Source organism: Streptomyces sp. NPDC000229, from assembly GCF_040300825.1.
GTDB lineage: Bacteria > Actinomycetota > Actinomycetes > Streptomycetales > Streptomycetaceae > Streptomyces.
The window spans coordinates 23,430-45,176 of record NZ_JBEPEL010000051.1 but is presented as its reverse complement, the minus strand read 5'-3'; the positions used below and the strand labels follow the sequence as shown (position 1 = coordinate 45,176).

Annotated in this window: 20 protein-coding genes; 13 read left to right on the top strand and 7 right to left on the bottom strand. The window is 73.6% G+C overall.

Annotated elements, in window-relative coordinates; genetic code table 11:
* Window positions 1–169: 169 nt before the first annotated feature.
* Entirely contained in the window at window positions 170–1,282 is a 1,113-nt protein-coding gene (locus ABT360_RS23200) for a S1 family peptidase (RefSeq protein ID WP_351819643.1), read from the top strand.
* 176 nt (window positions 1,283–1,458) lie between these two features.
* Here ABT360_RS23200 and ABT360_RS23195 read toward each other — a convergent pair whose 3' ends face one another.
* Window positions 1,459–1,638: a hypothetical protein gene (locus ABT360_RS23195; protein WP_351819641.1), complete on the bottom strand. Its 180-nt coding sequence runs from the start codon at window positions 1,636–1,638 to the stop codon at window positions 1,459–1,461.
* 189 nt (window positions 1,639–1,827) lie between these two features.
* Here ABT360_RS23195 and ABT360_RS23190 point away from each other — a divergent pair, with 189 nt between their 5' ends.
* A complete protein-coding gene (locus ABT360_RS23190) occupies window positions 1,828–3,081 on the top strand; it encodes a DUF3419 family protein (protein WP_351819639.1) in 1,254 nt (417 codons plus the stop codon).
* Between the two features lie 15 nt (window positions 3,082–3,096).
* A complete protein-coding gene (locus tag ABT360_RS23185; RefSeq protein ID WP_351819636.1) occupies window positions 3,097–3,822 on the top strand; it encodes a class I SAM-dependent methyltransferase in 726 nt (241 codons plus the stop codon).
* On the opposite strand, the gene ABT360_RS23180 is transcribed toward ABT360_RS23185, so the two are convergent.
* A complete protein-coding gene (locus tag ABT360_RS23180) occupies window positions 3,795–6,038 on the bottom strand; it encodes an MMPL family transporter (RefSeq protein WP_351819632.1) in 2,244 nt (747 codons plus the stop codon). The genes ABT360_RS23185 and ABT360_RS23180 overlap by 28 nt on opposite strands.
* Window positions 6,039–6,168: 130 nt before the next feature.
* Window positions 6,169–7,680 carry a hopanoid C-3 methylase HpnR gene (hpnR, locus tag ABT360_RS23175; RefSeq protein WP_351819629.1) on the bottom strand — a complete coding sequence of 504 codons (1,512 nt, stop codon included), beginning with the start codon at window positions 7,678–7,680 and terminating at the stop codon, window positions 6,169–6,171.
* Between the two features lie 240 nt (window positions 7,681–7,920).
* Between hpnR and ABT360_RS23170 the strand changes: the two genes are divergently transcribed.
* Complete coding sequence (locus ABT360_RS23170; RefSeq protein WP_351819626.1) at window positions 7,921–8,697, top strand: alpha/beta fold hydrolase; 777 nt, start codon at window positions 7,921–7,923, stop codon at window positions 8,695–8,697.
* Window positions 8,694–9,935, top strand: a complete 1,242-nt coding sequence (locus ABT360_RS23165) for a cytochrome P450 (RefSeq protein ID WP_351819624.1) — start codon at window positions 8,694–8,696, stop codon at window positions 9,933–9,935. The genes ABT360_RS23170 and ABT360_RS23165 overlap by 4 nt, the downstream gene beginning before the upstream one ends.
* 242 nt (window positions 9,936–10,177) lie before the next feature.
* On the opposite strand, the gene ABT360_RS23160 is transcribed toward ABT360_RS23165, so the two are convergent.
* From ABT360_RS23160 to ABT360_RS23145, 4 genes are all read right to left on the bottom strand, one after another.
* The gene (locus ABT360_RS23160; RefSeq protein WP_351819621.1) at window positions 10,178–10,909 is read right to left on the bottom strand and encodes a class E sortase; all 732 of its coding nucleotides are present in this window, start codon (window positions 10,907–10,909) and stop codon (window positions 10,178–10,180) included.
* A 417-nt stretch (window positions 10,910–11,326) separates the two neighbouring features.
* Complete coding sequence (locus tag ABT360_RS23155; protein WP_351819618.1) at window positions 11,327–11,584, bottom strand: WhiB family transcriptional regulator; 258 nt, start codon at window positions 11,582–11,584, stop codon at window positions 11,327–11,329.
* Window positions 11,585–11,668: 84 nt separating this feature from the next.
* Window positions 11,669–12,841, bottom strand: coding sequence for an anhydro-N-acetylmuramic acid kinase (locus ABT360_RS23150; protein WP_351819615.1), 1,173 nt, complete (start codon window positions 12,839–12,841; stop codon window positions 11,669–11,671).
* 15 nt (window positions 12,842–12,856) lie between these two features.
* Window positions 12,857–14,179, bottom strand: a complete 1,323-nt coding sequence (locus ABT360_RS23145; RefSeq protein ID WP_351819612.1) for an MFS transporter — start codon at window positions 14,177–14,179, stop codon at window positions 12,857–12,859.
* 1,454 nt (window positions 14,180–15,633) lie between these two features.
* Here ABT360_RS23145 and ABT360_RS23140 point away from each other — a divergent pair.
* From ABT360_RS23140 to ABT360_RS23105, 8 genes are all read left to right on the top strand, one after another.
* Complete coding sequence (locus ABT360_RS23140) at window positions 15,634–16,305, top strand: pentapeptide repeat-containing protein (protein WP_351819663.1); 672 nt, start codon at window positions 15,634–15,636, stop codon at window positions 16,303–16,305.
* Between the two features lie 359 nt (window positions 16,306–16,664).
* On the top strand, window positions 16,665–16,853 hold the full coding sequence (locus ABT360_RS23135) for a hypothetical protein (RefSeq protein WP_351819609.1): 189 nt from the start codon (window positions 16,665–16,667) through the stop codon (window positions 16,851–16,853).
* A 276-nt stretch (window positions 16,854–17,129) separates the two neighbouring features.
* A complete protein-coding gene (locus ABT360_RS23130; protein ID WP_351819607.1) occupies window positions 17,130–17,318 on the top strand; it encodes a hypothetical protein in 189 nt (62 codons plus the stop codon).
* Window positions 17,319–17,329: 11 nt separating this feature from the next.
* Window positions 17,330–18,031, top strand: coding sequence for a hypothetical protein (locus tag ABT360_RS23125; protein ID WP_351819604.1), 702 nt, complete (start codon window positions 17,330–17,332; stop codon window positions 18,029–18,031).
* A complete protein-coding gene (locus ABT360_RS23120; RefSeq protein WP_351819601.1) occupies window positions 18,028–18,993 on the top strand; it encodes a DUF6895 family protein in 966 nt (321 codons plus the stop codon). Before ABT360_RS23125 ends, ABT360_RS23120 begins: the two co-directional genes overlap by 4 nt.
* Window positions 18,990–19,919 (top strand): DUF6895 family protein, encoded by a 930-nt coding sequence (locus ABT360_RS23115; protein WP_351819598.1) that lies wholly within the window; start codon window positions 18,990–18,992, stop codon window positions 19,917–19,919. The genes ABT360_RS23120 and ABT360_RS23115 overlap by 4 nt, the downstream gene beginning before the upstream one ends.
* Window positions 19,916–20,947 carry a serine hydrolase domain-containing protein gene (locus tag ABT360_RS23110; protein WP_351819595.1) on the top strand — a complete coding sequence of 344 codons (1,032 nt, stop codon included), beginning with the start codon at window positions 19,916–19,918 and terminating at the stop codon, window positions 20,945–20,947. Before ABT360_RS23115 ends, ABT360_RS23110 begins: the two co-directional genes overlap by 4 nt.
* The gene (locus tag ABT360_RS23105) at window positions 20,941–21,741 is read left to right on the top strand and encodes a VOC family protein (RefSeq protein WP_351819592.1); all 801 of its coding nucleotides are present in this window, start codon (window positions 20,941–20,943) and stop codon (window positions 21,739–21,741) included. Before ABT360_RS23110 ends, ABT360_RS23105 begins: the two co-directional genes overlap by 7 nt.
* Window positions 21,742–21,747 lie beyond the last annotated feature (6 nt).

Here is a 21,747-nt window from a genome sequence, read left to right as displayed (position 1 = left end):
GCCTCGCGCGGTGTCCCGCCCGGATCAATCTCGCCCCCGGGCGGCCGCCCCCGCCGACGAGCCGGTGCGGAGGTGAACACATCCGCCGCGCCGTCCGTACTCAGGGGCGGACGCGTCCCCCGGTCGCCGACGGCAACCGGAGTCCGAACCACCAGCAGGAGCAGCGGAGTTGAGTCACAGGCGCATACCCAAGCGAAAAGCCGTCCTCGCCGGAGCGGGGGCGGTCGGCATTGTCGCGGCGGCGATCCTGCTGCCCAACGCCAATGCCTCCCAGTCCGGGCCGGCAGCGGACCGGGTCACGGCCACCACCATGAGCGCCGCGTCCGCCGCGCAGGTGGCCAGGCAACTGGGCCAGTCCCTCGGCGACTCCTACGGAGGGGCGTACTACGACACGGCCAAGCGGCAGCTCGTGGTCAACGTGGCGGACGGCGACGACGCCGAGAAGGCCGAGGTCGAGCGGGCGGGCGCGGTCGCCCGCACCGTACGGAACAGCACCGGCGAGCTGACGTCGGCCACGCGGACGCTCTCACAGAAGGCGGGCATCCCCGGTACGGCGTGGGCCGTCGACCCCAGAACCAACCAGGTCCTCGTCACCGCCGACCGCACGGTCACCGGTGACCGCTGGAACACACTGGAGTCGGCGGTCGAGTCCCTGGGCCCGGGCATGGCCCGGATCCAGAAGTCCAAGGGGCAGTTCAAACCGTTCGTCGACGGAGGAGACGCCATCTTCGGCGGCGGCTCGCGCTGCTCGCTCGGCTTCAACGTCACCACCCAGGACGGTCAGAAGGGCTTCCTCACCGCCGGCCACTGCACCGCCGCCTCGCAGCAGTGGGCGGACCAGAACGGCACGCGGCTCGGTTCCGTCCAGGAGAGCGTTTTCCCCGGCGAGGGGGACTTCGGCCTTGTCACCTATGACGATCCGAACGCCGAGGCCCCGAGCGTCGTCGACGTGGGCGGCGGGCAGACCCTGCAGATCAGGCAGGCGGCCGAGGCGGCGGTCGGACAGCAGGTGTTCCGGATGGGCAGCACCACCGGGTTGCGGGACGGACAGGTCACCGGCCTGAACGCCACCGTGAACTACCCGGAGGGCACCGTCACCGGGCTCATCCAGACCAACGTGTGCGCCGAGCCCGGCGACAGCGGCGGCTCCCTGTTCACCCGGGAAGGGGACGCGATCGGCCTCACGTCGGGCGGCAGCGGCAACTGCGACGTGGGCGGCGAGACGTTCTTCCAGCCCGTGACGACCGCACTCGCCGCGGTCGGCGCCCGCATCGGCGGCTGACGCCCGCCGGCCGAACGTCCCGCACCGGAGGGTGCACCCGTGCCACGGCGGTACGGGTGCACCCTCCGGTGGCGTGACGGCACCGACCGGTGCGGGACGTTCCGGCGGTCGGCCGTGACCCGTGCGGAGGCGCACCGTCCCACATCCCGCACGGGACGGGCGCCCCTGCGCGGGGCCTACGCGCCCGGGATGAGGAGCAGGGGCGTCCAGCGCTTCTCGGGGGTGCCCCGGCCGGCCGCCGTGCGGCGGGGCGGGCGCTGCCGGCCGCGCACCAGCAAGGTGAGCGCGGCCACGGTGACGGCGGTGCCGGCCAGGCCCAGTGGTGTCACCGCATTCTGCCGTCGCTGTCGTCCCATCGGGTTCCTCCCTCGCGCGGTCCACCGGACAGCGTCCCCCGACGGTCAGGCGCGGGCAGCCGCGCGAGCCCGGCGGGCCCTTCAATCCGCCCGCCCGGCCTAGCGCGTCACCTCCCGGGGGTCGGCCGGCCGGGGGAATCCGGGTGTCTCCGCACCGGCCCGGCCGCTCGATCCAGCAAGGTGAGGGGCATGCCCTCGTACCCATCCGCCGACGTGACGCCGGTCGCCGCCCCTGCCTCGGCGCTGCCGGCGCCCCGCGCGGGCACCCCGCTGGCAGGGCGGATGTTCAGCGCCCTGCACGACCGGAAACTGGTCTACAACGCCTGCTGGGAGGACCCGGCGCTCGACCGCGCGGCCCTCGGCATCGGACCCGACGACCATGTCCTGGTCATCACCAGCGGCGGCTGCAACGCACTGGACTACCTGCTCGCCGGAGCGCGCAAGGTCACCGCCGTCGACGTCAACCCACGGCAGAACGCCCTGCTGGAGCTGAAGGCGGCCGGCGTCCGGCGCCTGTCCCACGCCGAGTTCTTCGAACTGTTCGGCACCGGCCGCTCCGTACGGGCCAACGAGATGTACCGGGACGCCCTGCGTCCCGACCTGTCGCCCTTCGCGCAGCGGTACTGGGACGGGTACATCGAGGCCTTCACCGGGCGGGGCTGGCGCAACTCCTTCTACTACCGGGGCACCTCCGGCTTCCTCGCCAAGGGCGTCATGCTCGTCATGCGCCGCTTCCAGGGCCTCGGCCCGGACCTGGAGGAACTGCTGGCCGCCCCCACGCTCGCGGAGCAGCGGCACATCTACGAGTCCCGGCTGCGCGACCGGCTGTGGTCGGCGGCACGGCTCGGCGCCCAGCCGCTCGCCCTCAGCTTCGCAGGCGTGCCGCCCCAGCAGCGCCGCGAGATCACCGAGGAGTACCCCGGAGGGACGGCCCAGCTCATCCACGACGGGTTCGACGCGATCTTCGGCCGGCTGCCCGTCGCCGACAACTACTTCTGGCGCGCCTACATCACCGGCTCCTACACGGCGACGTGCTGCCCCGAGTACCTGAAGGCCGCCAACTTCCCCCGCCTGCGGGACGCCCTTCCGCGCCTGGACGTGCACACCACGACCGTCACCGGGTTCCTCACCAGGACGCGGCCCGGGCCGGACGTCTCGAAGTTCGTGCTGCTGGACCACATGGACTGGATGGGCTGGCGCGACCAGGCCGCCCTGGCCCAGGAGTGGCAGGCCATCCTCGACGCGGCCCGCCCCGGCGCCCGTGTGATCTACCGCAGCGCCGGACTGCGCACCCGCTACCTCGATCCCGTACGCGTCCTCCACGAGGGCCGCACACGACGGCTGACGGAACTGCTCCACCGCCACCCGGAACTGGCCGCCCGGCTGCACGAGCAGGACCGGGTGCACACCTACGGCAGCTTCCACATCGCCGACCTGCCCTGACCCGACGGAGCGTTCATGGGAATCCGGACCGACCTGCGCACCATCCGCCACATGGCCTTCCCGCGCGTCGCGGGCACGACGCCCGCCGAGCGCATGGAGTCCTACTACCGCTCCACGGCCGAGGACTACGACGCCTTCCGCGAACGCCTCCTGCACGGCCGCCGCGAGCTGATGGGCCTCCTGCCGTCCGCACCGGGCGGCCACCTGGTCGACATGGGCGCGGGCACCGGCAGCAACATCGAGCACCTCGACGAGCGGCGCCGCAAGGAGTGCCGGCGGATCACGCTGGTCGACGTCTCCGCCTCGATGCTGGAGGTGGCACGGCGGCGCGTCGAGGGGTCCGGCTGGGACAACGTGGAGACCGTCCTGGCGAGCGCCACCGACTACCGGCCCGAGGACGGACAGGCCGACGTCGTCGTGTTCTCCTACGCGCTGACGATGATGCCCGACTGGTTCGCGGCCGTCGACCACGCCCGCGCCATCCTCAGGCCGGGCGGCACGCTCGCCGTCTGCGACTTCTACGTCGCCCGCAAGCACCCCACCGGCGGCGCGCGCCACGCCGCGTGGCGGCGACACCTGTGGCCCGCGTGGTTCAGCCACAACAACGTCTTCCTGTCGCCCGACCACCTCCCCTACCTCCGCGCCCGGTTCACCACCGCCCACGTGACCGAGAGCCTCTCCCCGGTCCCGTACCTCCCGGTCCGCGTGCCGTACTACCTCTTCATCGGCACCAAGGACTGAAGGGCGGGCCGCACGGCCGGCACCCACCAGTTGGCCCGGCCGAGCAGCGCCATCAGCGCGGGCGCCAGCAGCAGCCGGATCACCGTGGCGTCCACGAACACCGCCACGGCCAGGCCCAGCCCCACCACCTTCAGCAGCAGCAGACCGGACGCCGCCAGCGCCGTCATGACGACGATGACCACCAGTGCCGACGCCGTGAACAGCCCCGCCGTGTGCTGCACCGCACGCGCCACCGCCCGCCGTGTCGACGCGCCCGCCTCGTGTTCCTCCACGGTCCGCGACAGCAGCAGCACCTCGTAGTCCATCGACAGCCCGAACGCCACGCAGAGCACCAGCACGGGTACGACGGTGTCGGTCACCCCCGTCACCGTGACACCGCCCAGCCACCCGCTCAGGTGCCCTTCCTGGAACACCCATACCATCACACCGAACGTGGCGCTCAGACTCAGCACATTGAGGACGAGTGCCTTCAGCGGCAGCACCACACTGCGCGTGCACCACCCCAGCAACAGCAGCGTCACCACGGCGATGAGCGACAGCGCCGGCACCACCCCGGCCCGAATGGTGTCACCCAGGTCGGCCAGCCACGCCTGCGTGCCGCCCACCAGCGCCGGCACCGGCGAGGAGACGGCCCGTACCGCCCGTGCCACCTCCGCGCCCTGCGCCGTCTCCGGACCGGCATCGGTGACGACGGCCGCCCACACCCCCGCGGGTGACGCGTAACCGTGCCCCCGCTCCGGGGGCCCCACCCGCCGGCCCTCCCGGTACGTCCCCGTCGACGTCTCCACCCGCACCACATGCTCCAGCCGCGACAGCCGCACGGCGTAGCCCTCCAGCGCCGAGGCACCCCTGCGGGCGTCCAGCCCCGGCAGGGCCACCTGGACGGGGTTCAGCGCGTGGTGGTCGAAATCCCGGCGCACCGTGTCCGTGGCCTGGCGCGTCGCCGAACCGGCGGGCAGGGCCCGGTCGTCGAACGTACCGAACCGGGCGCCCGCGAACGGCAGGACCAGCGCGGTCAGCACAGCGCCCAGCACCAGCACGACCGGCACCGGGCGGCGCATCACCCCGTACGCGAGGCGGTACCAGCGGCCGCCGTCCGGGACGGTCCAAGGCCGGCGGCGGCGCACCGAGAGCGCGTCGATCCGCGGGCCCAGCAGGAGCAGCGCCGCGGGCAGGGCCGTGATCGCGAGCAGCGCGCTCAAGCCCACGACGGCGATCCCGCCGTACGCCACGGAACGCAGCATGCCGAGCGGGAACACCAGCAGCGCGGCGAGACTGCCGATCACCGTCAGCGCCGAGCACACCACCGTACGGCCCGTGCTGCACACCGTGGCCACCAGCGCCTGGTGCACCGCCTCTCCGGGGTCGCGCTCCTCCCGGAACCGCGCCCTCTCCTCCCGGTAGCGGGCCAGCATGAACAGGCTGAAGTCGACCGCCAGCGCGAACCCGAGCGCCGTGGTGAGGTTCAGCGCGATCACCGACACCGTCGTCAGGTGCGACAGCCCGCTCAGGAACGCGACGGCGCCCACCACCGCGCACAGCCCCACCGCCAGCGCCAGGCCCGCCGCCACGACGCCTCCGAAGACGACGACGAGGACGGCCGCCGTCAGCGGCGCGGCCAGCAGTTCCGTACGGTGCAGGTCCAGCCGGCTCTGCCGCTCGATGGCCAGCCCCACCGGCGTCGGCCCCGTCGCGGCCACCTCCAGGGGGCCGTGCCGGCCCGTCAGCTCCCGCAGCAGCGGCTCCACGTCCTTGTGCGCCGTCGCCTCACTGCTCGCCACCCGCAGCAGCACCAGCGCCGACCGCCCGTCGCCCCCGCGCAAGGAGGCGGGACGCCCCGCCCAGTACGAGCGGACCCCGACCACCTTCGGCAGTCCGCGCGCCCGCTCCGCGAGCCGCGTTCCGGCGCGCACCGCCGCCGGATCGTCGACCGAACCGCCGGCCCCCGTCGTCGCCACCAGCGTCACTGTCGGGCTCCCGCCGCGGAACGCCGTGGACAGCGTGTGCTCGGCGCGCGCCCATTCCGACCCCGGCGGCGTCGTGCCGCCGTGGTGGAGGTTCTCGTCGACGCCCACGGCCGCCACCGCGGCGACCAGCAGCGCGCAGCCGGTGAGCACCAGCGTACGGACGGGGAAGCGCAGGACCAGCTCGGCGAGGGCGCCCAGCGGGTCACCGGGCAGGAGACTCCGGCGCCGTTTCACGATCCCGGACCGCACATGAGTCTCCTGACGCCTTCACCCCGGAGCCGTGACCCGGGCCGGACTCGGAATCCTCAACCTTCCACACGGGCCGTCGGTACGTGCCGTGCGACCCGGCCGGTGTACTCGGACGGCGGAAGGCGCCGGCTCAGACGCCGTCCGGCTCCGGGTCGGCCTGCGGGCGGGCGTGGGAGGCGGCCCTGGTGTGGATGAACAGGTCCTGCCGGCCGGGCGGTGTGGCACGGTGCGTGGGCAGCGGAAGCTCGTACCGCACCTGCTTGCGGTGGTCCGCCATCTGGCGCTGTACGTTGTAGACGCTGCCGAACTTCCACAGCATGCGTGCGAAGTTGGTCTGGCCCCGGGCGAGGTTGCGGCCCAGCACGCTCATGGCGCCGATGGCGTTGCGCAGCCCCAGGTGCTTGCGGTTCAGCACGGCCTGGGTGCGCACCAGCTCCCGGTAGAACTCCTCCAGGGGGAGCGTGGTGGGCACGACGGCGTGCTGGATGTCGAACAGCCGGTAGTCACGGGTCGTCAGCTGGCGCGCCTCGGTGTGCCAGATCTCCGTGCCCGGGTACGGCGTCATCACGGTGAGGTGCACGATCTCGGGGACGGAGAGGGCGAACTCCCGGACGAGGCGGAAGCGCTCGGCGTCCCAGGCGGGGTCGACGATCAGGTTGATGGCCACCATGATGCCCAGCCGGCGTGCCGTCTCCAGGGCCTTGAAGTTGTCGTCCGGGCTCACCCGCTTGCGGTAGAGGTCCAGCCCCTCGGCGTCCAGGGCCTCCATGCCCAGGAACATGTACCGCAGGCCGAGGCGGGTCCAGCGGGCGAAGACCTCCTCGTTGCGCAGCAGGACGTCGCTGCGCGTCTCCAGGTAGTACTGCTTGCGGATGCGCCGGCGCTCCAGCTCGGCGGCGATGCCGTGGCCGTGCTCCGGCCGGATGAAGGCCACGTCGTCGACGATGAAGACGTTCGGCTCCCGGATCGACGCCATCTCCTCCGCCGCCGCCTCGGGGGACGCCTTCCTGTAGCTGCGCCCGTAGAAGGTCCACGCGGAACAGAAGGAGCAGTCCCAGGGGCAGCCGCGGGTGAACTCGATGGAGGCACAGGGGTCGAGCTCCCCGATGAAGTAGCGGTTGCGCTTGCGCATCAGGTCACGGGCGGGCCGGGGACTGTCCAGGCTGTCCAGCAGCTTCGGAGCGGGGCCGCGGCCCTCGGCGCAGACGACGCCCGGCACCTCCTTCAGCCCGCCGTCGCGTGCCGCCGCCAGCAGCGGCTCCACGGCGGGCTCGCCCTCGCCGCGTACGATCGCGTCGACCGCGCCCTCGGCCTGCTCCAGCACGTGCTCGGCGATGAACGAGACGCTGTGGCCGCCGAGGAAGACGAAACACCCCGGGGAGGCGGCCTTGGCGTGGTGGGCGATCTCGATGGCCTCGGGGATGTTGGCCAGGTAGTTCAGCGAGATGCCCACGGCCTCGGGCGCGAACGACTCCAGCTCGCGGTCGAGCAGGCCGCGCGAAAGGACCTGGAGGTCCACCACACGCACCTCATGACCGGCGTCACGCGCTGCCGCGGCCACCCGTTCCAGACCCAGTGGCTCGAGTCGCAGGAAGATCTCCGAGTACATGAGGGCACTCGGGTGAACCAGCATCACGCGCATCTCAGTCTCCAGCCGACGGCGGCACAGGGCAGCTACGTGAACCATTTCTGCCCCTTTGTTCAGATTTCTTGCTGGAGCCACGCCGGGGGTGAGGGATACCGGGCCCGCCGCCGCACGCTGCCCGCCGGCCCTCCCGGGCCCAGGCCTCCGCCGCCGGCCCGTGCGGTGGCGCTCTTGTGGCGCGGGCGCGGGCGGGCCAAGGTGAACGCGACCGGCCGTCCCCTCCCGATCGGAGCGACCGTGGCCCCCTTCGTCCTGCCCCACCAGCGAATCGGCGACGGACCCCACCACGTCCTCGCCGTGCACGGCTGGTTCGCCGACCGCGCCGCCTACGCGCCCGTCGTACCCGACCTCGACCGCACGGCCTTCAGCTACGTCCTGGTGGACCTGCGCGGCTACGGCGAGGCCAAGGACGCGCCCGGCGCGTACACGACCGCCGAGGCGGCGGGCGACCTGCTCGCCCTCGCCGACCGGCTCGGCTGGGACCGGTTCTCCGTCGTCGGCCACTCCATGGGCGGCAGTGTCGCCCAGCGCGTCCTGGCCGCCGCACCCGACCGGATCCGCCGGCTCGTCGGCATCTCCCCGGTCCCCGCCGCCGGGCTGCTGATGCCGCCCGAACAGTGGGAACTGTTCGCCGGAGCCGCCGAGAACCCCGGCAACCGCCGCACCATCATCGACATCACCACCGGCGGCAACCGGCCGGCCGCCTGGCTCGACCGGATGGTGCGCCGCTCCATGGACCGCAGCGACCCCACCGCGTTCCGCGCCTGGCTCGACTCCTGGGCCCGCGAGGACTTCCACGCCGAGGTCGCCGGCAGCGACGTACCCGCCCTCGCGGTCGCCGGGGCCCTCGACCCCGCCCTCGGCGCCCAGCTGATGAGCCGCACCTGGCTGCGGTGCTACCCCAAGGGCCTGGTCACCGAGCTGCCCCGCGCCGGGCACTACGCCATGGACGAGACGCCACTGGAACTCATCCGGGTCGTCGAGGACTTCCTGCGCGCCGACGGCCCCGCGTGACCGTCCCACCGCCGCCGGACGTCTTCGACCCCCGGCTGTACGCGCGCGGCATCCCGCACGACGCCTACCGCGAGCTGCGCGACCGGCACCCGGTGGCCTGGCAGGACGAGTACGAGGTGCTCGGCTGGCCCGCCGGGCCCGGCTTCTGGGCGGTGACCCGCCACACCGATGTCGTACGGGTCCTCAAGGACGCCCACGCCTTCTCGTCCCACCTGGGCGCCACGCAGATCCGCGACCCCGACCCGGCGGACCTGCCGTTCATCCGCCGCATGATGCTCAACCAGGACCCTCCCCGCCACGGCAGGCTCCGGCGCCTGGTCAGCCGCGCCTTCACACCCGGCCGGACCGACCGCTTCGAGGCCGCCGCCCGCGCCAGGGCCAGGGAGCTGCTCACCACCGCGTGCACCACCGCCCGCGACGGGGACGGCAGTGCCGACGTCGTCCACACCGTCACCGACGAGTACGCGCTGCTCAACCTCACCGACCTGCTCGGCGTACCGAGGAGCGACCGAGGGCTGCTGCTCACCTGGACCGAGCGGGTCATCGCGTACCAGGACCCGGACGAGCCCCCCGTGCTCGGACCGGACGGCACGCCCGTCAACCCGCGCTCGCCCGCGATGCTCGAGGAGATGTTCACATACGCCCGGGACCTCGCGGCGTACAAGCGCGACCATCCCGCCGACGACGTCCTCACCTCCCTCGCGCACGCCGACCTGTCCGACGGTGAGCTGGAGATGTTCTTCTTCCTCCTCACCGTTGCCGGGAACGACACCGTCCGCAGCGCCGCCCCCGGCGGACTCCTCGTGCTGGCCGAGCACCCGGACCAACAACGCCGGCTGCGGGCAGGGGAGTTCGCCATCGGGCCCGCCGTCGAGGAACTGCTCCGTGTGCATCCCCCCGTCCTGACCTTCCGCCGCACGGCCGCCGAGGACCGCGTCCTGCACGGGCAGCGGGTGCGGCGGGGCGACAAGGTGGTCGTCTTCCACGCCTCCGCCAACCACGACGAGCGGGTCTTCCCCGACCCGCACCGCCTGGACCTGGCCCGTTCGCCGAACCCGCACGTGTCGTTCGGCGACGGCCCGCACGTCTGCCTGGGCGCGCACTTCGCCCGGCTCCAACTCCGGGTCCTGCACGAGGAGGCCCTGCGTGTGCTGCCGCCGTACGAGCCGGCCGCCGAGCCCCGGCGGCTGGTCTCCCACTTCATCAACGGCCTGAAGTCACTGCGCCTGCGCCTGTGACCCCTCCCTCCGCGGTCCGGGCCCGGCTGCGAGAAGGCGTGCGGGCCGGTGCAGCGGCAGGCGCGGCGAGCGATGACGGCGGCCGAGGGGCCGGAGGTGCGCCCCGGCGCGGAACGGACGGTCGCGGGCCGCCGAGGGCCCGCCCGCTTCGGCGGGGCGGGTTCCGTGAAGGCCCGGGGGAGTGCGTTCACCCCCGGGCGGTGGGCGGCCTGCGTCGCGGCACAGGCGCGCGGCCGGCGCCCCTACGCCTTCTTGGACGAGACCAGCACACCGACCTTGTCGATGCGGTGCTCGGGGTTGCCCTTGGCGTCGCGCCAGAAGTTCCCGGCCGCGTCGTCCTCGGGCGTCGCACACGTGGAGACGGTGATCATCGCCTTGGTGGGGCGCTCGCCCGGCTTGCCCGGGACCGCGGCGCGCTGCTCGGCGAGGGAGCGCTCGGAGCGGAACGACGTCTTGCGGGTCTCGGTGATCCGGTACTCGTGGACCGTGCCGCCCGACGTCACGAAGACCGACTCGCCCACTTGGAGAGCCGGCAGGTCGCGCAGGGGGCCGCCGGCGGAGAGGCGGTGCGCGGTGACGAGGTAGTTGCCGGTCTCACCGGGCCCCGCACCGCCGTGCGGGCCGTACGGGCTGGCGGCCACGCCGCGGTCCTGGATCCTCGTGCCCGGCCAGTCGTCGGTCGTCCCCTTGTACGGCACCACCCGCAGCTCCTCGACCCCGATGGCCGGGATCGCCAGCACGGCGGTCCGGGTGCGGGCGGTCTCACTGGGCGACGGCTCGGGTGAGGGGGCGACCGGGACGGCGGGGGTGGCGGGTGGTGTCGCGGCCGCGGGAGTCGCGGGGCCCGCGGGCACCGGGTCGGCGACGGCCGCCACGGGGCGCTCGGCGGCGCCGGTGCCTCCGGCGGCACAGCCGACGAGCACGACGACGATCGCGCTGGTGACGGCGGCGGAAGCGGTTCGGGCGCTGAGCATGGGGCTCCGGATGGATGGCCGGGACAGGTCGGCCACACCAACGTAAACCGGACACATGTGCCCTGAATAGACCCGTCGACGGAATGCGATGGGTCACACGCGCTGGGTCACCGCACGCCAGTGATCGCCCTCTGGTCCGGAAGCCGCCCCCGGACGGCCGCCGTGACACGGTCCGCACTGCTCGTGCGGCCGGGTCCGGGCGACGGCCGCCGCCGGTGCCGGTCGCCCGCCGCCCAGGAGTGGCCCGCGATCTCCAGCAGACCGCTGCCTCCCGGGGCGGGCGGATTCGGGTGGACTCCGTCACCCACCGGCTCCGTCGAGATCCCACCGCGCGCTCAAGCGCAACGGGACGGTGGACGAACCGGCCGTCGGGGCGCCGTCCGGTGAACAGGCCGCCGGCCGGTCTCCGCGCCCACCTCAACCGGTGCCCCTCGAGGCCCGGCGGGCGGCGCGGCGCTTCAGGGCGCGCCGCTCGTCCTCGGTGGTGGCGCCCCAGACACCTGCCTCCTGGCCGGACTCCAGCGCCCACTCCAGGCACGGTTCCCGCACAGGGCAGCGGCGGCACACGGATTTGGCCTCCTCCGCCTGGAGAACCGCCGGGCCCGTGTTCCCGATCGGGAAGAAGAGGTCGGGGTCCTCGTCGCGGCAGACCGCCTGCAGGCGCCAGTCACTCATGGAACTCTCCCAGTCCGTCGAATGGTTCGTTCCTACCGGGTCGCCGCGAGAAGAGGGGCTGAAACAGATCAATGCCGGACGAAGTCAATTACCGGGCAGCCGAAGCCTCTCGGGAGCGACTGCCGCCGGCTCCGGCAGGCGCAGCCCGAACCGGCCGGGTGTGAGCGAGCCGAGGACGCTCGGGTGCCGGGCGCCGGTGCACGCCGGTACCGTCCCGGCGAGCCCATGGACGGTCAGGAACCCGAGCACCGCGAAGGCGTACGCCTCCTTGGCGTCCGACGGCAGCCCCAGTTCGTCCGAGCCGCGCAGCGGGACGCCGTCGAGTTCCGTACGCAGCATGGCCATCAGCACCGGGTTGCGGGTACCGCCGCCCGAGGCGACCACCTCGGTCGCCCCCACCGAACGGGCGGCGTCCGCCACGGTCCGGGCGGTGAGCCGGGTGAGGGTGGCGACGACGTCCTCGGCCGGCAGCGCCGCGTGGCCGGCCAGGGCGGCCCGCAGGTACGGCAGATGGAACAGTTCCTTGCCCGTCGTCCTGGGCGGCGGCTGCGCGTAGTACGGATCGTCCAGCAGCCGCCGCAGCAGCGCCTCGTCGACCCGGCCGCGGGCGGCCAGGGCGCCGCCCTCGTCGTACCCGAGCCTGCCACCGGTGAAATGGTGCACGGCCGCGTCGATCAGGGCGTTCGCGGGCCCGGTGTCGAACGCGGCCGGGGGCCCGGTCCGCGTGGCCACGGTGATGTTGGCGATGCCGCCGAGGTTCAGGGCGACCGGCACACCGGGCCGCCCGCGCAGCCACAGGACGTCCACGATGCTGACGAGCGGCGCGCCCTGGCCGCCGGCGGCGACGTCCCGGGTGCGGAAGCCCGACACCACGGGGAGGCCGGTCGCCTCGGCGATCCAGGCCGGCTCGCCGAGCTGAAGGGTGCCGTGCACGGTGCCGTTCTCGGACCAGTGGTAGACGGTCTGCCCGTGGGAGGCGACGAGGTCGGCGCGCCCGCCGCACAGTTCGTCGGCGGCCCGTACGGCGAGGGACGCGAAGGCCTGGCCGATACGGGTGCCGAGCCGGCACACCTCCTTCATGGTGGTCGCCGCCGGAGGCAGGGCCGCGGCCAGGGCGGCACGCAACTCGGCCGGGTAGGGGGCGCTCACCATGCCGAGTGGCTCGAGTACGAGCGTGTCCCCGTCCAGCGCCAGATCGGCGGCCGCGGCGTCGACCGCGTCGTACGACGTACCCGACATCAGTCCGATGACCCGCATTCCGCTCCGTCCCGGTCAGTCGCGCAGCGCGCGGCGGTGGTCGTCGCCCCGCAGCGCGGCCAGGGCGACCGCACTGACCGCGCACGTGGCGGCCACGTAGTGGGCGGGGATGTCGGCGTCGCCGGTCCGTTCGATCGTCTCGGTGATGATGAGGCCCGCGCAGCCCGAGAAGACCGCGTTGGACAGCGCGTACGCCAGCCCCAGACCGGTGTACCGGACCCGGGTGGGGAACATCTCGGCGAGCATCGCGGGCCCCGGCCCCGCCATCAGCCCCACGACCGCGCCGGCGGCGCACACGGCGAGGCCCTTGGCGGCCGTGGGGGCGGCGGGGTCCTGCAACAGGTCCAGCAGGGGGAACGCCGCGAGGGCGGCCACCACCGCACCGGACAGCATCACCGCGCGCCGCCCCACCCGGTCGCTCAGCGCGCCCGCCGGCAGGATCGCCGCCGCGAAGCCCGCGTTGGCCAGCACGGTGGCGATCAGCGCCTGCTGGAACGTGGCGTCCAGGACGCTCTGCAGGTACGACGGCATGACGACCAGGAAGGTGTAACCGGCCGCCGACCAGCCCATCAGCCGGCCCACACCCAGGGCGATGGCCCTGACCGTCTCCCGCACCGGAGCGGCGACCGCCTCGGGGCGGCGCTGCGTGAACGACGGCGTCTCCTCCAGCCGCAGCCGCAGCCACAGGGCGCCCAGCCCCATGGGCAGGGTCAGCAGGAACGGCACCCGCCAGCCCCACGACCCGAGCTGCTGCTCGGTCAGCACGGTGGCGAGCACGGCCGCCACCCCCGCCCCGCCGAGCAGGCCGAGCGCCACCGTGAAGGACTGCCACGCCCCGTACAGGCCCCGCCTGCCCGGCGGGGCGAACTCCGTCATCAGGGACACGGCACCACCGAACTCCCCGCCGGCCGACAGGCCTTGGAGGATCCGCAGCAGTGTCAGCAGCCAGGGCGCCGCGGCGCCGACCGTGGCGTACGTCGGCAGCAGACCGATCAGCGTGGTGGCCGCCGTCATCAGCAGCACCACCAGGATCAGCGTGGGGCGCCGCCCCACGCGGTCCCCGACGCGGCCGAACAGCGCCGCGCCCACCGGCCGGAAGAAGAAGGCCAGCGCGAACGACGCGTACGTCCTGATCAGCGCCTCCGCGTCGCTTCCGCCCTCCGGTGTGAAGAACACGGCGGCGATGACCGTGGCGAAGTAGCCGTAGACACCGAACTCGTACCACTCGATGAAGTTGCCCACCGAACCCGCCACCAGCGCTCTGCGCGAGCGCGGCGGCCCGGCGGACCCCGAGGGGCCGGCGGCCTCCTCCGCGGGACCGTGCACGGAGGTCGTCATGCGGTGCCCTCCCGGCGTCGTCGTTGTCGACTCGACTCGACTCGTCGACTACGTCATCGTTTCCCTTCCCGGCACGCCGAGGAAACGGTCCAGCAGTGCGTCGAGGCCGACGGCGAGGACCTCCTCGCCCGCGCGCTCCGAGAGGGCGGGCACGGTGGCGCGCACGTGGGGCGGTTCAGGCGGTCCCGTGGCTCGACCACTACGGCTTCCCGCGCGGTACGCCGGCACGGGGTGCGGCGGCCGGGTCAACGAGGGCCGAGACTCGTTCGAACGCGTTCTGGACGTACGCGACGACGTGCGGCTCCTGTCGGAGGAGCGGGATCCCGAGTCGGCACGGTGCCGGCGCTGCACGGGACGCGTCGGGAGAGCCGCAACGGCAACGGTCGCAACGGCAACGGCCGCCACGGCGACGACCGGAGCGGCAACGGGAACGGGCACGGCGACGGGAGCCGCGAGGAGAGCGGCTCCCGTGCGGGGGTGGCCCGCTGAGGGCGGCGCCCGTCATGTGCCGTTGGCCGCGTCGGGCTCTTTCTGCCGGCGCAGCAGCGCCGAACCGGCCAGGAGTGCCGTGACCATCGCGCAGGTCACCGCGGCGGCGCCCGACCAGGCCCACGACCGCCCCAGGCTGCTCTCCAGCAGGGCGAAACCGCTGCTGCCCGCGATCCCGTGGAGCGACACCACACCGACGGACGTCGCGGCCGCGAAGCCCCACACGCGGGGGGAGTCCCGCACGATCAGCCATTCGCCGATCACCAGGCAGAGCACGGTGACGACGAGGGCCAGGACGTCCGCGTACCCACCGGACCGCAGACCGCTGAAATCGGTGGGCAGGTGGATGATGCCGCAGGCGAACAGGGCAGCCGCCGCGGGCCAGCGGAGCGCGGACCGGGGCGTCGCCGGATCGGTGGCGCCCTCGGCCGGTTCGCGCACGAGGACCTTCACCTCCGGTGCCGGTGCCGCACCCGAAAGGGACCGGGGCGGGCGGACGTTGGGGTTCTCGGGAACCGCCTGGACGGGGCCGGCCGGTGCCGCGCCCGGCATGGGCGGCGGGGCCTGGTCGTCGCCGGTGCCGAGGATGCTCACCAGCTGGACGACGTCCTCGATCGGCCTGCCGACGGCCGCGGCGCGCAGCGTCGTGTCGCTGTCGTCGAGCGTATGACCCGCCTCGTTGAGCATCGCGACCAGCTGCCGCACCTCCTCCAGGGGCCGGGCCACCGCGGCGGCGCGCAGCGCCTCGTCCGCCGGGCTGTCGACGGCCTTGGTGTGCTTCAGCTGGGTCACCAGCGCGGCGACCTCCTCCAGCGGACGGTACGTGGCCGCCGTCCAGATCAGCGTCCGTATGCGCTCGTCGCTGTCCTCGTCGTCCGCCCCGGTACCCGACGTCTCGCCGAGTACGGCGTCGACGAGGGCGGCGTCGACCGCCGCGCCGGACTCCTCGTAGGGCCCGTCGGCGGGTGCCGTGTCGGCCGGCGCGAGGCCGGCGCCGCGGTCGTCGGTGCCGGTTGCGGGGTCTCCGTCGCTGTCGCTGTCGAGGGTCCGCACGTCGTCGACGGGCGCGGCATCGCGGGACACCGGTTCGGCGTGCGGGCGATCGGCGGGTCCGCCTTCGCCGTAAGCGGCCTCGCGGTACGCGGTTTCACGGTGTGCGGCGTCGCGGTACACGGTTTCGCCGGGCGCGGCCTCGTGGTGCGCGCCTTCGCCGTGCGCGCCTTCGCCGTACGCGCCTTCGCCGTACGCGGCGTCGCGGTACGCGGTTTCACGGTGCGCGGCGTCGCGGTACACGGTTTCGCCGTACACGGCTTCCCGGTACGCGGCGTCGCCCGGCGCGCGGCCGGGGGCGTCGGCCGTGGTCGGCGCGGTGTACGCGCGCGCGTCGTCGGTCCGCGCGGTGCCCGTGGTCCCGGGCGGTGGGGTGGACGCGCGCGCACCGCTGGGGGCCGTGGCTTCGCGGGGTGCCACGTGCGTGTACGTGCCGTTCGTGTGCGTCGTCCCGGCCGGGGGCGCGGGCGGCGCGGGCGGTGGGGCGGCACCCAGGCGCACGGCCTCGGCGTGTGCCGCGTCGACGGGCACCGTGCCGAAGGGAGGCGCCTCGCCGTGCGCCGCGTCGACGGGCGCGCCGGTGGTGACGGGCGGGTCGGGAGGGTGGGGCGGCTTCGCCCGGTCAGGGGCGCCCGCCGCGGGGCGAGTTGTGGGGTCGTCGGTTGTCATGGCGTGGCTCCGTTCGCCGGACTCCGGTGAGGCACACACCGTGTCGGTCGTCGAGCGCCGCTGGAATGGCGCGCGGTTTGCACCATCTAATGGGCAAGCCGGTCAATTGCGCCATCCGGGAAGGGCAGACGGGGTACCCCGCCCGGCATCCCCCACGCGCGGTCGCAGCTCGCCTTCTCTACCACAAAGTTGGATTCATGCCATTTGCGCCCTGTGCCGGACTGCGGTCCACTAGAAGCGGAAGTGGACATTCCGTTCCGCGTGAAGGGATGGTGGCATGACGTCGACCGAGCGTGAGCTCCGGGACCGGACCAAGGTCCTGGAGAGTGACATCGAGAAGGCCCTCAACCCGGGCGAAGCCGAAGGTTTCTACCGCGACACCCGCGAGTGCGGGATCCTGGCCCTGGAGGCCGGTGCGGGCAAGCTGCTGTTGTCGCCCCCGACGCCGCGGCCCAAGAAGGGTTGAACGGGCAACCGGAAAGAGCGGCCCGGCATTTCGGCCCGTCCGGCCCGGCGAGGTCGGTACGGAAAGACCGCCGGAGTGCGCCGCCGATCGATGTGGCCTCCGCCCCTCAGCGGCGGGGGCCACATCCCTGTTCGGGGAGTCGCGTGGGTCCGCGTTTTCGCAGGCCGTCACCGGTGTGTGCCGAAAGGGGGCGTTCTCGCCGTTTGCACACCTCGCCGGACTGGGTTCCACTGGAACTGGAAGAAGGCATTCCGTTCCGCATAAGGGGATGGTGGTATGACCTCGACCGAGCGTGAACTCCGGGACCGGACCAAGGTTCTGGACAGCGACATCGAAGCGACTCTGAACCCGGGCGAAGCCCAGGGCTTCTACCGCGACACGCGTGAGTGCGCGGCCCTGGCCCTGGAAGCGGGTGCGGGAAAGCTGCTGTTGTCGCCGCCGACGCCGCGGCCGAAGAAGGGCTGAAGGGCAACTGAATGGAGCAGCCCAGCACTTCGACGCCCTTGACGGACGCGGTGCGGGAGCTCGCAACCCATGTGGTCTCTGCTCTGACGAGGGGGGACCACACCCGAGTGTCCGCCGGCCCGGCGGTCACCACCGGGGACGACGACCTCGGCCTCGCCGCCGTACGCGTCGTGGGAGCGGACGTCCTGCTGCCGAGCGTCCTCCACCGCACCCCTCCCGCCCCCGTCGACCTGGCGGTGTGCGAGAAGGCGGTGCTCGCCTACCCTCCGGGGCCCGACGCCTCGGCCACCTCGCGCTGGGGCCACTGGGCCATGACCCGCACCTTGCGGGACCTCGGCGCCCCGGCGGCGGTCACGTCCACCGACGACGCCGAGCCGCCCGCCACCTGGCTGGAAGACCTTCCCTGGCAGGCCCTGACGCACCAGCTGGCCCTGCTGGCCGCGCTCGCCGTGCCCCGTGCCGACAGCGCGGTCGCCCGCGTCGCGGCCCGCCGCACCGTCGACGTGGCCCGTGGCTTCGTCCGCGCGGTACGACGCCGCGGCTGGCCCCAGGCAGCAGGCGCCGGCCGCTGGCTGGCCGTCCTCGACGGTGTGCCCGACACGCTGGGCCTGGACGCGGGCCTGGAGTTCGTGGCGCACATGGGCGGCGACGACCCGCGGGTGGCGCTCCACCTGCACGCGGCCCGCCACCTGCGAGCCGGAGCCCGGCCGTGACGGCTGAGGGAACCGCGACGGTGACGGACGTGCGGCGGGTCGCCGAGGCGGCGCTCGGCTGGCTGTCCGACAACCGCGACGGGTTCCGGCTCGGAGACGACGCGCTGGAACCGGACGCCGACGTCAACGCCTCCTGGAAACCGCTGGGCGAACTGGCCCAGACGTGCGTCTGCGTCCGCCGGCACACCCCGCCCGGGAGCGCCCTGCACGACACCGCCGCCGACCTGCTCGGCCACGCCTGGCGCGAGACCCGCCACGGGGAACTCTTCCTCGACCTGCAACGCCTCGAACCGTGTGCCACGTACCCCCTGGAGGTGTACGCCGCGTTCGCCTCGGGCGGCCTGCGACACCCCGCGTACGAGGATTTCGCCGCCCAGCTCGCCCGCACCCGCAGCTGGCGGATGACGGAGCTGCTGCCCAACCGGCTGCTCAGTATCCTCAACTCGGAGCGGCGCTCCGGGCTCACCCCCCACGAAGCCGCCCCCGCCGTCCTGCGGCGCACCTGGCTGGGCGGCCTCCCGGAGCCGTGGACGTTCGAGCGAACCCACGGGTACACGCTCACCCATGTGGTGTTCCACCTCACGGACTGGGGCCACGACGTGCGCGGCGTCCCGGCGGACATCGCGGCCTACCTGGAAACCTGGATCCCGGCCTGGCTCGACAGCTGCGTCGAGACCCGGCATTGGGACCTGTGCTGCGAACTGCTCGCCGTCGCCGCGAGCCTGCCCCGGCCCCCCGCCCCGGAACTGACCGAGGACGCGTGGGCGGCGGTGGCCGAGGCCCAGGACGACACGGGCGCCCTGACGGAGATGGGACGCGGACCGCGCGGCGAGGAGGTCCTGCGTGTCTTCGCCAACTGCTACCACTCCACGCTGGTCGCGGCGTTCGCCGCCACCCTGACCGCCGCCCGCCGCCCCGACGACCGGAACACCGACACAACCCACCGAGGAGTGCCGGCATGACCGCCGCCAGTACCCGCCTCGTCCACACCGTCGGCGTGGGCGCCATCGAGTGGCTCCACGCGCACCGCGACGGCTTCCGGCTCGAACCGGACGTCGACCCCGCCATCGGCTACCTGGAGCGCTTCAAGCCGGTCGGCGAACTGGCCGTGATCTGCAAGGTCCTCTTCCGCGAAGGAGTCGCCGGCTCCCGCCAGGCCGACCTCGCCCGCCGGCTCCTCGACCACGCCTGGCGCGAAGTCCTGGACGGCGGCCGGGCGCTGGCGCGCGGTCAGCGCATCGAACCGACGTCCCCCATCCCCTTCGAGGTGTACGTCCCGTTCCGGGAGCTCGGCTACAGCAACCCCGAGCTGGAGCGGGCGATCCGGATCAACCACCGGCTCACCGGCTGGGCCGCCCTGGAGGTGCAGCCCGTCCGGCGCCTGGGCCTGAGTGCCTTCGAACGCCGCTACGGGCTGGCCCCGAGCCTGCCCGAGGACGAGGCCCTGTCCCGCACCTGGCTCGGCCGCACCCCCGAACCGTGGACCGTCAGCCCCCACACCGCGTACGACATCACGCACACCGTCTTCCACCTCACCGACTGGGGCGAGAACCCCGGCGGCCTGCCGCCCCGCATCGCCGACCACCTCGAACTGTGGCTGCCGGCCTGGCTGGACGACTGGCTGGACCTGGAACGCTGGGACCTGCTCGGCGAGCTGCTCGTCGTCGACGCCTGCCTGCCCCGCCCCACGCTCGACGCGGCCGCCTGGGAGGGCTTCGCCGCGGCCCAGCAGCCTGACGGTGCGATGCCCGCCCTCGGCCCGATGCCCGAAGGCGATCCCGAGGACGTCTTCGACATCGTGTACCACCCCACGCTGGTCGCCGCCTTCGCCTCCGTACTGGCCACCTCGCGCGCCTTGGAGCAGCTGACCGCCGAGGCGCCCGCATGACCACCGGCACGGCCGACGACGACGCACCGTCACTCGACCACGCCGTACGGTCCGTCGACGCGCCCGACGTCGTCTTCGCCCTCTCCCGCAACGGCCGCCGCACCGTCCGCAGCGGCGGCACCGCGCCCTCCACGTCCGTACCGCGGGAGAAGCTGCGGTACGAGATCGGGTCGGCCTCCAAGACCTTCACCGGCCTTCTGCTGGCCGACCTCATCCACAGCGGAGCCCTTTCCGGCAACGACCCGGCCACCGCCCTCCTGGACCCGGCCAGGCCTCCGGGACGGCGCCCCGCCACCCTGACGCACCTGATCACCCACACCTCCGGACTGCCCCCGCTGCCCGCCGACTTCTACCCCCAGGCCCTGCCCCGCTGGTCCACCAACCCCTACGCCCACTACCCGCCCGAACGGGTCGTCCGCGCCTTCCTCCGCGCCCGCCCGCGCCACCGGCCCGGCACCCGGTGGCGCTACTCCAACTTCGGCGTCGCCGTCCTCGGGCACACCCTCGCCGCGGCCACCGCAACCCCCTGGGAACGGCTCCTGACCGACCGCGTCCTGCGCCCCCTCGGCCTCGACGACACCGCCCTGCGCCCCAGCGGACCCGCCACCGACGCCACCGGCCATCGGGCGGACGGCACCACCCCCACACCGCCCCTGCAGATCGGCGGGTTCCAGGCGGCCGGCGCCCTCCGCGCCACCCCGCACGACCTGCTCACCTTCCTGGAGACCCATCTGCGCCCGGACGGCTCCCCGCTGGCCGCCGCACTGCGGGAAGTGCGCCGCCCGCTGCTGCGCCGCGGGTCCGGACACCGGGAGACACACACCCTGACCTGGTTCCACCACCCGGCCGAAGGGGGCACCATGTACTTCCACATCGGGGCCACCAGCGGACAGACCGCCTTCCTCGGCTTCCGCCCCGACACCGGCACCGCGCTCGTCGCCCTCTCCACGCGCCGCTACAGCCGCAAGGACGCCCTCGTCCCCACCGCCTACGCGCTGCTCAGCTCATCGGAGGACCACCCGTGCTGACCACCGACTTCGTCCCCGGCACCCCCAACTGGATCGACCTCGGAGCCCCCGACACCGATGCCGCCGTGGCCTTCTACGCCGTTGTGTTCGGTTGGACGTTCCAGTCGGCCGGCCCGGACGCCGGCGGTTACGGCTTCTTCCAGCGCGAGGGCGGCACGGTCGCCGCCCTCGGCCCGCTCACCGAGGAGGGCGCGAGCCCCGCGTGGACGCCCTCCTTCCACACCGGGGACGCCGACGCCACGGCCAAGGCCGTGGAACGGGCGGGCGGTTCGGTGCGCGTTCCGCCCATGGACGTTTTCACCGCCGGGCGGACGGCCGCCTTCACCGACCCGACGGGAGCAGGCTTCGCCGTCTGGCAGCCGGGCGACACCAAGGGGCTGGAGACGGTCATGGAACCCGGCACCCTGTGCTGGACCGAGCTCTACACCACCGACGCGGTGGCCGCCAAGGACTTCTACCGCTCGGTGTTCTCCTGGGACTACCAGGACATGGACATGGGCGGCGGCCTGGTCTACTCCGTCGTCTCCGCGCCCGGCGGCGGCACGGACGACGACCCCGGCCAGGGCGGCATCATGCAGCTCCAGCCGGAGAACCTCGCGGCCGGCAACGGCTCCGAGTGGCACCCGTACTTCGGCGTCACCGACTGCGACGCCACCTTCGCCACCGCGACCGGGAACGGCGCCACGCCCCTGATCGCACCCACCGACGTTCCGGGAGTCGGGCGGCTCGCCATGGTGAAGGACCCCGCGGGCGCCACCTTCGCGCTCATCAAGGGCGACCCGTCCATGACCTGACAGCCT